Here is a 14704-nt window from a genome sequence, read left to right on the forward strand (position 1 = left end):
CGTGTGGCTGCAATGACCGCCACCGTCAAGGACGAGCTCAGCCGGTTGCGGGTGGCCAAGCCGTGTTGTCGCCGCGCGGAGATGGCCGCGCTGCTGCGTTTCGGCGGCGGGCTGCACATCGTGCGCGGTCGTATCGTCGTCGAGGCCGAGCTCGACGCGGGTGCCACCGCGCGGCGGCTGCGCCGGGAGATCGCCGAGGTCTTCGGCTTCCCGTCCGGTATCGCGGTGCTCGCCGCCGGCGGGCTGCGCCGGTCGGTGCGTTACATCGTCCGGGTGGAACGCGACGGTGAGCAGCTCGCCCGGTCGACCGGGCTGCTCGACCAGCGGGGCCGGCCGGTGCGCGGGCTGCCGCCGCAGGTCGTCACGGGCGCGTCCTGTGATGCCGCGGCGGCGTGGCGCGGGGCGTTCCTGGCGCACGGCTCGTTGACCGAGCCGGGCCGGTCGTGCTCGCTGGAGATCACTTCGCCGGGGCCGGAGGCGGCGCTCGCGCTGGTCGGCGCGGCCCGGCGGCTGGGGGTGGCGGCCAAGAGCCGGGACGTGCGCGGGGTGGACCGGGTGGTGATCCGGGATGGGGACGCGATCAGCGCGCTGCTGACGAAGATCGGCGCCCACGACAGCCTGCTGGCCTGGGAGGAGCGTCGGATGCGCCGGGAGGTGCGGGCGACCGCGAACCGCCTGGCGAACTTCGACGACGCCAACCTGCGCCGTTCCGCCCGGGCGGCGGTGGCGGCCGGGGCCCGGGTCCAGGCGGCGTTGAAGATCCTGGGGGACGACGCGCCCGGTCATCTGCTCGCGGCCGGCCGGCTGCGTCTGGAGCACGCACAGGCGTCCCTGGAGGAGCTGGGCGCGCTCGCGGACCCGCCGTTGACCAAGGACGCGGTGGCCGGCCGTATCCGGCGGCTGCTCGCGCTGGCGGACAAGCGGGCGCACGCGCTCGGGCTGCCGAACACCGAGGCGAGTGTCTCTCCGGATCTTCTCGAGAACGCCTAGCGAACGGGCCACCAACTACGCGATCATGGTCTTTCCGTGCTGTCGCGGATGCGGAGCTCGACGCGTCAGCGGTGCCGGCTGGTATATCCTTAGCAATACTAAGTAAAAGGGATATTACCGTCTCCGCCGGGATGGCCGGATGGGGCGGTCGGACGGCGGCGCGGCGATCAGACGGCAACTAGACGGCCACCGGACGGCTACCAGGTGGCAGCCAGATAACGATGTCGTGGCAATCGGGTGACAACCAGGTGACAGCAAGGTGGCACCTGGGCGGCAGTCAGGTGGCGGTCGGATGACGACCGGTGGCAACGATCGGAAAAGCAGCGACCGGCTGGAGGGAGCTGCCGGCCGGCCGGCGGGGCGCGCTCATCGGCTCCGCCCGCGCAACCGTCGGCCCCGCGGGCCCTGACCACGTCGGTGAGAGCATGCTTCTTCTCTCTGACGCAGGCCCGAAAGGCCCGGCACACGCCAGGATGGTCCGCGAGGGAACGCGGCAAGGAGGAGATATGGACAGCTTCGGCAGCACAGGTCATCTCAAAGTCGGTGACCATACGTATACGATCCGCCGGCTGGACGCGGTGCCCGGAGCCGACCGGCTGCCCTACAGCCTGCGCGTCCTGCTGGAGAACCTGCTGCGCACCGAGGACGGTGCCAACATCACGGCCGATCATGTCAACGCGCTCGCGTCCTGGGACCCGGCCGCCGAACCGAGCCAGGAGATCCAGTTCACACCGGCTCGGGTGATCATGCAGGACTTCACCGGGGTGCCGTGCGTGGTCGACCTCGCCGCCATGCGCGAGGCCATGGTGGCCCTCGGCGGGGATCCGGCGAAGATCAATCCGCTGGCGCCCGCCGAGCTGGTGATCGACCACTCGATCATCGCGGACGTCTTCGGCCGCGCGGACGCCTTCGCCCGCAACGCCGAGCTGGAGTTCGGCCGCAACCGTGAGCGCTACCAGTTCTTGCGGTGGGGCCAGGCGGCCTTCGACAACTTCACCGTCGTCCCGCCGAACACCGGGATCGTCCACCAGGTCAACCTGGAGTACCTCGCCCGGGTGGTCTTCACCAGGGACACCCCCGACGGTCGGCTGGCCTACCCGGACACGCTGGTCGGCACCGACAGCCACACCACGATGATCAACGGGCTCGGGGTGCTCGGCTGGGGTGTCGGTGGCATCGAGGCCGAGGCCGCCATGCTCGGCCAGCCGGTCAGCATGCTCATCCCGACCGTGGTCGGCTTCAAGCTCACCGGCGAGCTCGTCCCCGGCACCACCGCCACCGACCTGGTCCTCACCATCACCGAGAAGCTGCGCCAGCACGGTGTGGTCGGCCGTTTCGTCGAGTTCTACGGCGAGGGCGTGGGCAACGTCCCGCTGGCGAACCGGGCCACCATCGGCAACATGAGCCCCGAGTACGGCTCGACCTGCGCGATCTTCCCGGTGGACGCGGAGACGCTGGCCTACCTGCGGCTGACCGGCCGTCCCCAGGAGCAGATCGACCTGGTCGAGGCCTACACCAAGGAGCAGGGGCTGTGGCACGATCCCGGCCACGAGCCGGTGTACACGACCACCCTTGAGCTCGACCTGTCCACGATCGAGCCGTCGCTGGCCGGGCCGCGGCGCCCGCAGGACAGAGTGCCCCTGCGTACCGCCAAGACCGCCTTCCGCACGGCGCTTACGGACTACGCCGGCTCCTCCGCGACCGCCCCGGCCGCGCTGGTCAACGGTGGCGCGGACGAGGCCAGCGCCGAGTCCTTCCCCGCCAGCGACCCCGCGGCCGCGTTCGCGGACAAGGCCGGCGACGCGCCCGTGTCGTCCAACGGTGTCGCCGGTGACGTCGCCGACCGCCCGTCCAGCCCGACCCGGGTGACGCTCGCGGACGGCACCAGCTTCGAAATCGACCACGGCGCGGTCGCGATCGCCGCGATCACCTCGTGTACGAACACCTCCAACCCGCAGGTGATGATCGGCGCGGCGATCCTGGCCCGCAACGCCGTCGAGCGCGGCCTGACCCGCAGGCCGTGGGTCAAGACCACCCTCGCCCCGGGCTCCAAGGTCGTCATGGACTACTACGAGCGCGCCGGGCTCACCCCGTACCTGGACAAACTCGGCTTCAACCTGGTCGGGTACGGGTGCACCACCTGCATCGGCAACTCCGGCCCGCTGCAGGAGGAGATCAGCCAGGGTGTGAACGACGGTGACCTGGCGGTGGTCAGCGTCCTGTCCGGCAACCGCAACTTCGAGGGCCGGATCAATCCGGACGTCAAGATGAACTACCTGGCGTCCCCGCCGCTGGTCGTCGCCTACGCGCTGGCCGGCACGATGGACATCGACCTGACCAGCGACCCGCTCGGCACCGACAGCGCCGGCAACCCGGTCTACCTGCGGGACATCTGGCCGAGCGAGGCCGAGGTCGCCGAGGTGGTCGGCGACGCGATCCGCTCGGAGATGTTCACCGAGGACTACGGCGACCTCACCGGGGACAAGCAGTGGCAGTCGCTGCCCACCGGCGACGGGGGCGAGGTCTCCCAGACCTTCGCCTGGGCCCCTGACTCGACCTACGTCCGCCACCCCCCGTACTTCGAGGGGATCTCGGCGACGCCGGCGCCGCGCCCGGACATCGTCGGCGCCCGGGTGCTGGCGCTGCTGGGCGACTCGGTGACCACCGACCACATCTCACCCGCCGGCTCCATCAAGCGGGACTCGCCGGCCGGTCGCTATCTCGTCGAGCACGGGGTCGACCCGAAGGACTTCAACTCCTACGGCTCCCGCCGGGGCAACCACGAGGTGATGATCCGCGGGACGTTCGCCAACATCCGGCTGCGCAACCGGCTCGTGCCCGGCGTCGAGGGCGGGGTCACCCGCTACCTGCCCGACGGCGAGCAGTTGGCGATCTACGATGCGGCGCAGAAGTACGCCGCCGCCGAGGTGCCGCTGGTCATCCTCGCCGGCAAGGAGTACGGCTCGGGCTCGTCGCGTGACTGGGCGGCCAAGGGCACGGCACTGCTCGGTGTCCGCGCCGTGATCGCCGAGTCGTACGAGCGCATCCACCGCTCCAACCTGATCGGGATGGGGGTCCTGCCGCTGCAGTTCCCGCCCGGGGAGTCGGTCACCTCGTTCGGCCTGACCGGGGAGGAGACGTTCACCATCGTCGGGCTCGCGGACGTCGACGAGCGGACCGCCACCCTCACCGTCCAGGCGGACGACAGGCGTTTCGACGCGGTCGTGCGCATCGACACGCCGGGGGAGGCGGAGTACTACCGCAACGGCGGCATCCTGCCCTACGTTCTGCGTTCGCTGCTGGTCCAGTAGCACGCGACCGGGCAACGGGGCCCGGGCTGTCACCGCGCGCCGGCGCGGGCGGGGGCGGGCGAACGGGTGCCGGGACCGGTGCGACAAGGCCGCCGAGAGTGCTTGCAGAGGCTCTCGGCGGCCTTTGCGCGTTCGCCCCGGCCGCCCGGCCGGGGGTCAGAGCCCGTCCGGGCGGTGGCGGGCCGTTCCCCTCACGGAGAGCGCCGGGAGGAACGCCCAACCGAACACGATCATCAATACCAGGACTACGCCGGATCATGAGATGAATGTGCCGGACTGTTTGCTTTGGGGGTGTTGCGTCCCCATGTGTGCCACCCGATATCGTTTGACACAGCACCAGCGCACCCCAGAGACCAGCGCCAGCCCAGTGTCTCTGTCCCCCAGAAGACACACGTCGGATCGAAACGCCCAGTCCTGCCCTGATCCGATGTCCCCTCCGAGTAGTCAAAGGTAGGAGTGAGGCCCCCGATCCTGACGATTTGCCCCCGAATCGTCGCCGAACCATGTCCACGTCATGGTTCGAAAGTCAGGGATCGCGGTGCCTTGCGGGCGTACGGGAAGGAACACGTGTTGCTCCCACGTGGCGTGATCCGCTTCCCCGCGAGCGGGGAATCCGCTGGTCGCGGTCGCCATCGTGATCAGGCATCGGTGGACGAGGCCGATCACGAATCCCTGTACCGCCGGATCTGGCTGAGCCCACAGTCCCGCCGGGTCGCCACCATCGCCGCGGTCACGACCGGGACCCTGGCCGCGTCGACCGCGGGCTTTGCCGCGACGATGCCGGGCCCGGGTGGCAACGCCTCGTTGGAGCCCGCCGCCACCACCGACACCGCCGCCGCCTCGGTGATCGGCGGCGGGTCGCGCGCAAGTACCCTGGCCGCGTCCGCCGTCGGGCTGGCCAGCCGGATCGGCGACCCGGATCCGACCCTCACCGAGGTGTCGATCGTCCCGGACCGTACGGCCATCGCACCGGACGCCCCCGTCGTCTTCACCGTCCGCGCCACCCAGATCGGCACCAACCAACCCGTCAGCAACCAGCGGATCCGGATCGCGGTGGCGAACGGGCCGCAGTGGACCACCACCGCCCAGCTACAGACCGACGCCAGCGGAACCGCGAAGATCAGCACGCGGCTGCTGTCCACCACGACGCTGACCGCGGTGTTCGACGGCACCAACGCCCTGCGCCCGTCACTGGCCAGCGCGACCACCGTCACGGTGCGCAGCCCCACGACCTCCAGTTCGGCCGCCGGTTCGACCACCGGCAGGTCGACGACGACCCCCACGGTCATCCCGGGCAGCTCCATCGGCCAGAAGATCGTCTACCTCGCCTCGCTGCAGAAGGGCAAGCCCTACGTCTACGGCGCGGCCGGCCCCAACGCCTTCGACTGCTCCGGGTACTCGCAGTACGTGTTCAAGCAGCTCGGCCGATATCTCCCCCGGACGGCGCAGCAGCAGTTCGACGCCTCCATCCGCATCCCCAAGGCGGCCAAGCAGCCCGGCGACCTGATCTTCTTCGGCTCGCCGGACAACATCACGCACATGGGCATCTACGCGGGCAACGGCTACATGTGGGCCGCTCCCCAGACCGGGCGGACGATCAATCTCCAGCCCATCTACACCAGCACCTACTGGGTGGGACGTTTCCTGTAGAGCACGGCTGGCAGCCGCCCGTCGTCTAACCTTCTCCCTGTGCGGTGGGCGGCGTCACCGCCCTGCTGTCCTACAGGAGAGGAGGTGCCGAGCGTGACCGCTACGGCAGCCCCCTCCGACCGGGTGCTCACGATCCCGAACCTGCTCTCCGCCCTGCGGCTGGTCGGGGTCCCCGTCTTCCTGTGGCTGGCGCTGGGACCCCACGCCGACGGGGCGGCGCTCGGCGTTCTCGCCTTTGCCGGTGTCAGCGACTACCTCGACGGCAAGCTCGCCCGGGCACTCGGGCAGACCAGTCGGCTGGGCACCCTGCTCGACCCGCTCGCCGACCGTCTCTACATCTTCGCGACGATCATTGCTCTTACGCTGCGTGACATCGTCCCCTGGTGGTTCGCGGCGCTGCTCGTCGGCCGGGACGTCCTGATCGCGGTCGCCATACCACCGGTGCTGCGGCGGCTGGGGTACGGTCCGGCGCTGCCCGTGCACTACCTGGGCAAGGCCGCGACCTTCAACCTCCTCTACGCCTTCCCGCTGCTGCTGCTCTCGGCCGGGGACGGCTGGCTGGCCACCGCATCCCGCCCGTTCGGCTGGGCGTTCGCCGTCTGGGGCGTGGCCCTGTACTGGTGGTCGGGGATCCTCTACGGCGTGCAGTTGCGCCGGCTCGTCCGGGCGGCCCGCGGCCCACGGCCGCCGCNCCCGCGGCCCACGGCCGCCGCTGCGCCCGCGCGGGGATCCGGGGCAGCCGGAGGAAGCCGGTCGGCTGGACGCGGAGGTGGGCCGGTGAGAGCCGTCGTCATGGCGGGCGGGGAGGGGACCCGGCTGCGCCCGATAACGGCCAACCAGCCCAAACCGCTGCTCCCCGTCGTCAACCGGCCGATCATGGAGCATGTGCTGCGGCTGCTGCGACGGCACGGGGTCGACGAGACCGTGGTCACCCTGCAGTTCCTCGCCGCCCACGTCCGCGCCTACTTCGGTGACGGCGACGAGCTGGGGATGCGCCTGTCGTACGCCACCGAGACCACGCCGCTGGGGACCGCTGGCAGCGTCAAGAACGCGCAGGACGCGCTGCGTCACGACCCCTTCCTGGTGATCAGCGGGGACGCGCTCACCGACATCGACCTGACCGCCCTGATGGCTCACCACCGCAAGAGCGGGGCGCTGGTCACCGTCGCGCTCAAGTCCGTCCCGAACCCGCTGGAGTTCGGGATCGTCATCACCTCCGACGACGGCCGGATCGCCCGCTTCCTGGAGAAGCCGACCTGGGGGCAGGTGTTCTCCGACACGGTCAACACCGGCATCTACGTCATGGAGCCGGAGGTTCTCGACCACGTTCCCCCCGGCGAGCGGGTGGACTGGTCCGGTGAGGTGTTCCCGAAGCTCGTCGCCGCCGGGGCACCGCTGTTCGGCCACGTCGTCGCCGGCTACTGGGAGGACGTCGGTACCCTCGACAGCTTCCTGCGGGTCCAGGCCGACGTGCTCGACGGCAAGGTCGACGTGGACATCGGCGGGTTCGAGGTCTCGCCGGGGGTGTGGATCGGCCGGGACGCCGACGTCCACCCCGACGCGCTGCTCGCCGGACCGCTGGTCGTCGGCGACTACACCAAGGTCGAGGCCGGCGCCGAACTGCGTGAGTTCACCGTTGTCGGCAGCAACGTCATGGTCAAGTCCGGTGCCTTCCTGCACCGGGCGGTGGTCCAGGACAACGCCCAGATCGGGCCGCGGACGCACCTGCGCGGCTGTGTGATCGGCAAGAGCACCGACGTGCTGCGGGCCGCGCGGGTCGAGGAGGGCGCGGTCATCGGGGACGAGTGCGTGATCGAGGAGGAGGCGTTCGTCTCCCACGACGTCAAGATCTACCCGTTCAAGACGATCGAGGCCGGGGCGGTCGTCAACACCAGCGTGATCTGGGAGTCCCGGGGGCAGCGTTCGCTGTTCGGCCCCCGCGGGGTGTCGGGGCTGGTCAACGTCGAGATCACACCGGAGCTGGTGGTCCGGCTCGGCAGCGCGTACGCCACGACCCTGCGCAAGGGCTCGACGGTGACCACCGCCCGGGACACCTCCCGGGCCGCCCGGGCGCTCAAACGCGCGGTGACCAGCGCGCTGACCGCCAGCGCGATCGACGTGCGGGACCTGGAGGTCGCGCCGATGCCGCTGGTCCGCTTCGACGTCCGTTCCTCCGACGCGGCCGGCGGCGTCGTCATCCGCGCGACCGCGGGGGACGCCGAACGCGTCGACATCATCTTCCTGGACGCCGAGGGGAGCGACCTTTCCCCCGCCGTCCAGCGCACGCTCGACCGGGTCGTCAACCGCCAGGAGTTCCGGCGGGCCTTCCCCGACGAGATCGGGGAGCTGCGTTTCCCGGCCCGCACCGCCGGCAGCTACGCCCGGGACCTGCTCGACCGGGTGGACACCTCCGGCCTGGCCGAGGCCGGCCTGAAGATCGTGATCGACGCGGCGGGGGGAACGGCGGCGCTGGTCCTGCCCACCTTGCTGGGACATCTCGGGGTGGACGCGCTCACCGTCAACGGCCGGCTGGACCAGACCGTCCAGACCCATCCGCCCGATGCCCGTCACCGGCACGCGCTGGACCGGCTCGGCGAGCTGGTGGCCAGCTCCCGGGCCGCGTTCGGGGTCCGCTTCGACCACATCGGCGAACGGATCACGATCGTGGACGAGCGGGGTGACCCGATCGATGACGAGCGCGCGCTGCTGGTCTTCCTCGACCTGGTCGCCGCCGAGAACCGCGGGGCCGAGGTCGTGCTGCCGGTGACGACCACGCGGGTCGCCGACCAGGTGACCCGCTTCCACGGGCTGACGGTGCGACGGACGTCGCTGTCCGCCGCAGACCTGACCCGGGCCGCGGCCGACCCGGGCGTCGTCTTCGCCGCGGACGGCCGCGGGGGCTTCGTCGTCCCCGAGTTCGCCTCCGCGATCGACGGCCTGGCCGCGTTTGTCAGGCTGGCCGCCCTGGTCGCCCGGACCAGGCTGACCCTCAGCGCCATCGACGCGCGTATTCCACCGGTCTCCGTCCTGCGCCGTTCCGTGGCGACACCGTGGGCAACCAAGGGGACGGTGATGCGCCGGATCGTGGAATCGGTCGACCCCGACGGGGGATGCACGATCGACACCACCGACGGTGTCCGGGTGATACGGCCGGACGGCTCCTGGGTGCTGGTGCTGCCCGACCCGGCCGAAGCCGTCACCCACCTGTGGGCCGAGGGAAGCGCCACCACCGACGCCGACCAGCTCCTCCAGCGCTGGAGCGGCGTGGTGGGGGAATCTTCGTAGTTGTTCCGCGGGGATGTGCCGGATGTAGGTGGGTGTGTCGCGGTGCCGCATTGCGACGGCTTGCGATGCCCCGCTACGCTCGGCCCGCCGGGTAGCTGGCCGGCCATGGTGTCCAGCAGTGTCTGGAGCTGATCGGTGATACGGGCGTTCGTCGCGTGTCGCCGGCGGCCTTGAGGAGTATCGGAGGCAGTCCCGCGTGTACCCGGAGGACCTGAAGTACACCAGGGAGCACGAGTGGGTCCGGGCGAACGAGGCCACCGTGCGGGTGGGTATCACCTCCTACGCCCAGGAGGCTCTCGGCGACATCGTTTTTGTGACATTGCCAGCGGTAGGGGAACGGGTGGAGGCCGGCCAGCCGTTCGGAGAGGTGGAGTCGACCAAGAGCGTCTCCGATGTCTACGCTCCGGTCTCAGGGGAGGTGATCGCCCGTAACGAGGTGCTCGACAGCACCCCCGAGCTGGTCAACTCCGATCCCTATGGGGAGGGCTGGCTGGTCGAGCTGGCTGTCGACGACACGTCCGCGACCGTGTCACTGCTGGACGCCGCTGCGTACGTCCAGCATGTGAAAGCACAGTAAAGGTCTACGGAGCATCCACGGAACATCTACGGAATGCCGTCAGTCGTTCGCGTTGACGCTACGGACGCCACGCCGGAATAGCTCTCCCGCTCCCCTTTTCGCGGCAGTGGGCCTGATGCACTAGCCTCGTTGTGCGCCGGGAAGGCGATACGAGGCCGCGATCTCACGGTCGGTGTTGCCTGTTCCGGTCTCGGAGCCGTTACCGGACGAGGGGACGGGCGTGGCTCTGAGGAGGCAACGAACGTTTTCGCCACCCCCAGGCGAGGTGGCCCGAGTGGCCGGCCAACCGCGTCCGCGGCGGTCCGGCAGGAAGCAGACGCGACCGTGTTCTGCACGAGGTGCGGACAGCAGAACCCGACCGATGCCCTGTACTGTGCACGGTGCGGGTCACCGCTGGTACGTCCAGGTGAGCCCATCGCGCCGGAGCGGCCTGCCGAACAGACCTCCACGCTCAACCTCGCCGCCGCCCTGTCGGGCGTCGAGGGTGACCACGTCGACGAGTCGAGCGAGCGGGACGCGGTCGCCGCGGTCGACGCGCTGCCACCCGGCTCCGGTCTGCTCGTCGTCAAACGCGGCCCCAACGCGGGCAGCCGCTTCCTGCTGGACGCCGATCTGACCACCGCCGGCCGCCATCCGGAAAGCGACATCTTCCTCGACGACGTGACCGTCTCACGCCGCCACGCCGAGTTCCACCGCTCGCCGTACACCAAGGGCTTTGCGGTACGCGATGTCGGCAGCCTCAACGGCACCTATCTCAATCGTGAGCGGATCGACTCCGCCGAGCTCTCCAGCGGCGACGAGGTGCAGATCGGCAAGTTCCGGCTGGTGTTCCTGACCGGGCCGGTGCCGTTGACGGGTGGCGGGGGCCCGCAGTGAGCAGGCGGTTCGCGGTGAGTCGAGGGTCGCGTCGATGAGCGCCGGCCGCGCCACGGCCCGTTCCGCGCCCGCGCCCGCGCCTGCGCGGACGCCGCGGGGCCAGGCGGATGCCTCCAGCGCGAAGACCCTCACCATCGGTGAGGTCCTCGACCAGCTGCGGCTGGACTACCCGGACGTGACCCTGTCCAAGATCCGTTATCTGGAGGCGGAGGGGCTCGTCACCCCCGCTCGCACGAGCGCGAACTACCGTAAGTACTCCGCCGACGACGTCGCCCGGCTGCGCTACGTCCTCGGGGCGCAGCGCGAGCGTTTCCTGCCGCTGAGAGTGATCAAGCAGGAGCTGGATTCGCTGGACCGCGGGCTGCTCCCCCGGGAGCGTCCCGGCCCACGTGCGGTGGCGCCGCCGTCACCCAGCCCCCTCGACGCCCTGCTCGACAACGGCGAGCAGGTGCGGATGTCACGACGGGAGCTGCTCGCCGCGGCCGGTGTCAGCGAGCAGGAACTCACCGAACTCGAGCAGTACGGGCTGGTCGCGCCCCGTCCCGGGGGCAGCTACTTCGACGGGGACGCGCTGGCTGTCGCGCGGACGTTCGCCGCGCTGAGCGGCTTTGGCATCCAGCCTCGGCATCTGCGCCCGTCGCGGGTGGCCGCCGACCGGGAGGCCGGGCTGGTCGAGCAGGTGACGGTACCGCTGCGGGCGCAGCGTGACCCGTTCAGCGGCGGGCGGGCAGAGGAGGCGCTGGACGAGATCGCCGGGCTGCTCGTGCGGCTGCACGCGGCCTTGCTGCGCTCCCGGCTGCGCTCCGGGCCGGGCACGTCACGTCCCCGGCGGCGCCCCGGGCCGGCACGTGACACCGCCGGTCGGGGATGCGGCGTCTGTCGGTTGCGTGGGCCGGCCCAGGTACGGGCACCTATTGTTGACTGGGGTGGCAGGTCCGGACAGCGACCGACCCTGTCGGGGATCTGATCGGGGATCTTGTAGGAGATCTTGTCGGAGGCGTCGGGCCGCTGACGAAGTCCGGAGACCGGGATAGTGTCAGCCGGTGGCGGTTTACAGTTTCCGGTCGGATCATCCCGTCCTGCCCACCTGCGCGAGGAGGTAGATCGGTGCATCGGCTGGACATCGTCGGCGTTCGTGTCGAGCTTCCGTCGAAGCAGCCGATCGTCCTGTTGAAGGAGGTCGGCGGTGAGCGTTACCTGCCTATCTGGATCGGCGCGGTGGAGGCGACGGCCATAGCCTTCGCACAGGAGGGCATCACGACCGCCCGCCCGATGACGCACGATCTGATGCGTGACGTGTTGCGTGCCCTGCGGACCGAGCTCACCAGGGTGACCATCAACGATCTGCAGGACGGTGTGTTCTTCGCCACACTCGTGTTCGGCAACGGGGTCGAGGTCTCGGCCCGGCCGTCGGACGCCATCGCACTGGCGATGCGGATGGGGGCGCCGGTCTACGGCGAGGAGTCCGTGCTCGCCGAGGCCGGGATCACCGTGCCGGAGGAACAGGAACAGGAGCAGGAGAACGAGCTGGAGAAGTTCCGGGAGTTCCTCGACACGATCTCACCGGAGGACTTCAACACGCCAGGCTCCTGAAGGCAGGGTCCGAGCTTGTGACGCGCCGGCCGACGGGCCGTACAGAAGGTCACATGCTGGGACTTTCCGTATAGACCATGACGTGGACGGGAGCGCCGTCAGTGTGTCGGCCGTACGAGCGTGCCTGGCAGGCGGTCCGGGGTCGACCGTCGTCAGGTTCCAGGAGCCTGCGGGCGCGTCAGGACGCCCTGTCAGCCGCCTGGTTCTCGGGCCGCCGAAAGGCTTCCCGGCCGATTCGTACGGTTCGCTGACCACTGTGGCCGTGCGCGGTTGTATCCTCACAAAGGCTTGATCTGGGAACATTGTGGGTCTGTCACGAGACACGCCAATCACGATCATTGATGGGATCGCCCGAGGCTCTTACCGTCGAGTCGAGGCGGCTGAGCGAGTCCGGGTGACTGGCTGGCGGACGGGACGACGACAGCGATGATCGGATGGCGATGATCGGACAGGGGCAGCTCTTCCCGGACGATCTTCCGTTGCCGCCCGGTGACGATGTCGGTTACCGGGGGCCTACCGCGTGTGCGGCCGCGGGCATCACCTACCGGCAGCTCGACTACTGGGCCCGTACCGGCCTGGTCGTGCCGAGCGTGCGCGGCGCCACCGGGTCGGGCAGCCAGCGGCTGTACTCCTTCCGGGACGTGCTGGTCCTACGTGTCGTGCGCAAGCTGCTGGAGGCCGGGGTCTCGCTGCAGAACATCCGCGCCGCCGCCGACTGCCTGCGCCTGCGCGGGATCGAGGACCTGGCGCAGGTCACGCTGGTCAGCGACGGGTCGACCGTGTACGAGTGCACCTCCGACGACCAGGTCATCGACCTCGTCCAGGGCGGCCAGGGGGTTTTCGCGATCGCGGTCGGCCGGGCCGTCCAGGACATGCGCGGGCAGCTGTCCCAGCTTCCGACGGAACGCCCCGAGCGCGGGCACACCGGGCCGACAGCGGTCGGTCATCCCGGGGACGAACTGGCCAGCCGGCGCAGCCGGCGCAGCTCGGCCTGACGGCCCCGCGGCCAGCCGGCCGGCCATCGATGATGATCCGCAGCGGTCAGCGTGGGTTCGCGGCGGCGCGGCGCGCGGCGTAGTGCGTGGTGCCGTGCGGCGCGGCACAGTGCGGGTCGTCAGGCCGCCCGGCCGTGGGGTGCGCCGCGGTGGGCAGATGGTCGACCTGCAAGGTGATGTGGTCGATGTGATGGTCCTCCCGCAGCCAGGCGTGCATCCCGACCCGAACAGCGTGGCAGTCCGCGTCAGGCTGCACCAGCACGTGCGCGGACAACGCCGGCTCACCGGAGGTGATCTGCCAGATATGCAGGTCGTGGACCTCGCTGACACCGGGCCGGCGGGCCATCGCGGCACCGATGCCGTCCGGGTCGACCCCGTCGGGAGCAGCCTCGAGGAAGATCCGGCCGGACGCGTACAGCAGGCCGGCACCGGCTTTGACCATGAGGACGACGACGGTCAGCGAGGCGATCGTGTCCGCGCGCTTCCAGCCGGTGGCGAGAACGACCATGCCCGCGGCGGCGGTGGCGACGAACGCGTAGAGATCGCTGAGAACGTGCTGGAAGGCGCCGTCGATGTTCAGGCTCGTCCGGTTGGCCCGGCTCATCGCCCAGGCCGCGGCGAGGTTGACGGCTACCCCGACGAGCGCGACGGCCAGCACGGGCCCACCGGCCACATCACCCGGGGTGAACAGCCGGCGGATCGCCTCGACGGTGAGCCAGCCGGCCAGCAGGAGCAGGGTGAGCCCGTTGACCTGGGCGGAGAGGATCTCCACCCGGCGCAGGCCGAACGTGTAGGCGCCGCCGGCCGGCCGTGCCGCGACCCGCAGAGCCACCAGTGCCAGCATGATCGCCGCTGCGTCGGTGAGCATGTGGGCCGCGTCCGACAGCAGCGCCAGGGAGTGCGCGAGCAGGCCGACGACGACCTCCACGACAAGGTAGGCGAGGATGACGCCGAGGGCGATCATCAGCCAGCGTCGGTCCGCGTCCGCGGCGACGTCGTGCCCGTGACCGGCGTGCTGCCCGTGACCGGTGTCGCGCCAGTGGCTGGCACGGTGTCCGTGGCCGGTGTTGTGACCAGTGTCGTGTCCGTGGCCGGTGTGCCGGCCGCTGCCGCGGCCATGGCCGTGCGCTGTTCCGGTATTCTCCGCCACCGGTCTTCCTTTCCTGGCCTGCCGCTGTCCTGCCGTGGCCGCCCCCACTTTCAACGTTACTTCCTTCAACCGGTCCCGTCATTTGCGCTGAAAATGGCTGTCGATATCGGATTCAGTGTTCCGGGAAGCGGCGCTGTTTTCCCGCCGTCCGTTTCCCACATCCGGGCGGGCGATTTCTCCGGATGTCACAGCCGGGACGGCTTCCCGCCCGTGACATGCCCGGGCGGCAGCGGTGCCCGCGGTGCGCACGGCCGCCGGCGCCACCGCCGTTCCCGTC

The 14704-nt window shown here is 70.4% G+C and carries 10 protein-coding genes and 1 pseudogene; 10 read left to right on the forward strand and 1 reads right to left on the reverse strand.

Annotation, left to right across the window (positions count from 1 at the left end; all coding sequences use genetic code 11):
* Positions 1 to 3 precede the first annotated feature (3 nt).
* The 10 genes and pseudogenes from whiA to FrCorBMG51_RS13775 all read left to right on the forward strand — a co-directional run bounded on the left by whiA (position 4) and on the right by FrCorBMG51_RS13775 (position 13277).
* Positions 4 to 990 (forward strand): DNA-binding protein WhiA, encoded by a 987-nt coding sequence (gene whiA / locus FrCorBMG51_RS13735; protein ID WP_043603436.1) that lies wholly within the window; start codon positions 4 to 6, stop codon positions 988 to 990.
* A 506-nt stretch (positions 991 to 1496) separates the two neighbouring features.
* Positions 1497 to 4301 (forward strand): aconitate hydratase, encoded by a 2805-nt coding sequence (acnA, locus tag FrCorBMG51_RS13740; RefSeq protein WP_047223468.1) that lies wholly within the window; start codon positions 1497 to 1499, stop codon positions 4299 to 4301.
* Positions 4302 to 4868: 567 nt separating this feature from the next.
* Positions 4869 to 5951, forward strand: coding sequence for a C40 family peptidase (locus tag FrCorBMG51_RS13745; RefSeq protein WP_420848618.1), 1083 nt, complete (start codon positions 4869 to 4871; stop codon positions 5949 to 5951).
* Positions 5952 to 6044: 93 nt separating this feature from the next.
* Positions 6045 to 6611 (forward strand): annotated as a pseudogene (gene clsA / locus FrCorBMG51_RS29665) (cardiolipin synthase ClsA); the annotation flags it as partial.
* A 132-nt stretch (positions 6612 to 6743) separates the two neighbouring features.
* Positions 6744 to 9236 carry a mannose-1-phosphate guanyltransferase gene (locus FrCorBMG51_RS13750; RefSeq protein ID WP_047223494.1) on the forward strand — a complete coding sequence of 831 codons (2493 nt, stop codon included), beginning with the start codon at positions 6744 to 6746 and terminating at the stop codon, positions 9234 to 9236.
* Positions 9237 to 9432: 196 nt separating this feature from the next.
* Positions 9433 to 9813, forward strand: a complete 381-nt coding sequence (gene gcvH, locus FrCorBMG51_RS13755; protein ID WP_047223470.1) for a glycine cleavage system protein GcvH — start codon at positions 9433 to 9435, stop codon at positions 9811 to 9813.
* A gap of 324 nt (positions 9814 to 10137) precedes the next feature.
* Positions 10138 to 10689 (forward strand): FHA domain-containing protein, encoded by a 552-nt coding sequence (locus tag FrCorBMG51_RS13760; RefSeq protein ID WP_047223471.1) that lies wholly within the window; start codon positions 10138 to 10140, stop codon positions 10687 to 10689.
* Between the two features lie 34 nt (positions 10690 to 10723).
* On the forward strand, positions 10724 to 11656 hold the full coding sequence (gene ftsR / locus FrCorBMG51_RS13765; RefSeq protein WP_476742162.1) for a transcriptional regulator FtsR: 933 nt from the start codon (positions 10724 to 10726) through the stop codon (positions 11654 to 11656).
* Positions 11657 to 11796: 140 nt separating this feature from the next.
* Positions 11797 to 12282, forward strand: coding sequence for a bifunctional nuclease family protein (locus FrCorBMG51_RS13770; RefSeq protein WP_047223472.1), 486 nt, complete (start codon positions 11797 to 11799; stop codon positions 12280 to 12282).
* A 434-nt stretch (positions 12283 to 12716) separates the two neighbouring features.
* The gene (locus FrCorBMG51_RS13775; protein ID WP_235433563.1) at positions 12717 to 13277 is read left to right on the forward strand and encodes a MerR family transcriptional regulator; all 561 of its coding nucleotides are present in this window, start codon (positions 12717 to 12719) and stop codon (positions 13275 to 13277) included.
* A gap of 46 nt (positions 13278 to 13323) precedes the next feature.
* Here the strand turns inward: FrCorBMG51_RS13775 and FrCorBMG51_RS13780 are convergent, their stop codons facing one another.
* On the reverse strand, positions 13324 to 14427 hold the full coding sequence (locus FrCorBMG51_RS13780) for a cation diffusion facilitator family transporter (RefSeq protein ID WP_047223474.1): 1104 nt from the start codon (positions 14425 to 14427) through the stop codon (positions 13324 to 13326).
* Positions 14428 to 14704 lie beyond the last annotated feature (277 nt).

Source organism: Protofrankia coriariae, from assembly GCF_001017755.1.
GTDB classification, from domain to species: domain Bacteria; phylum Actinomycetota; class Actinomycetes; order Frankiales; family Frankiaceae; genus Protofrankia; species Protofrankia coriariae.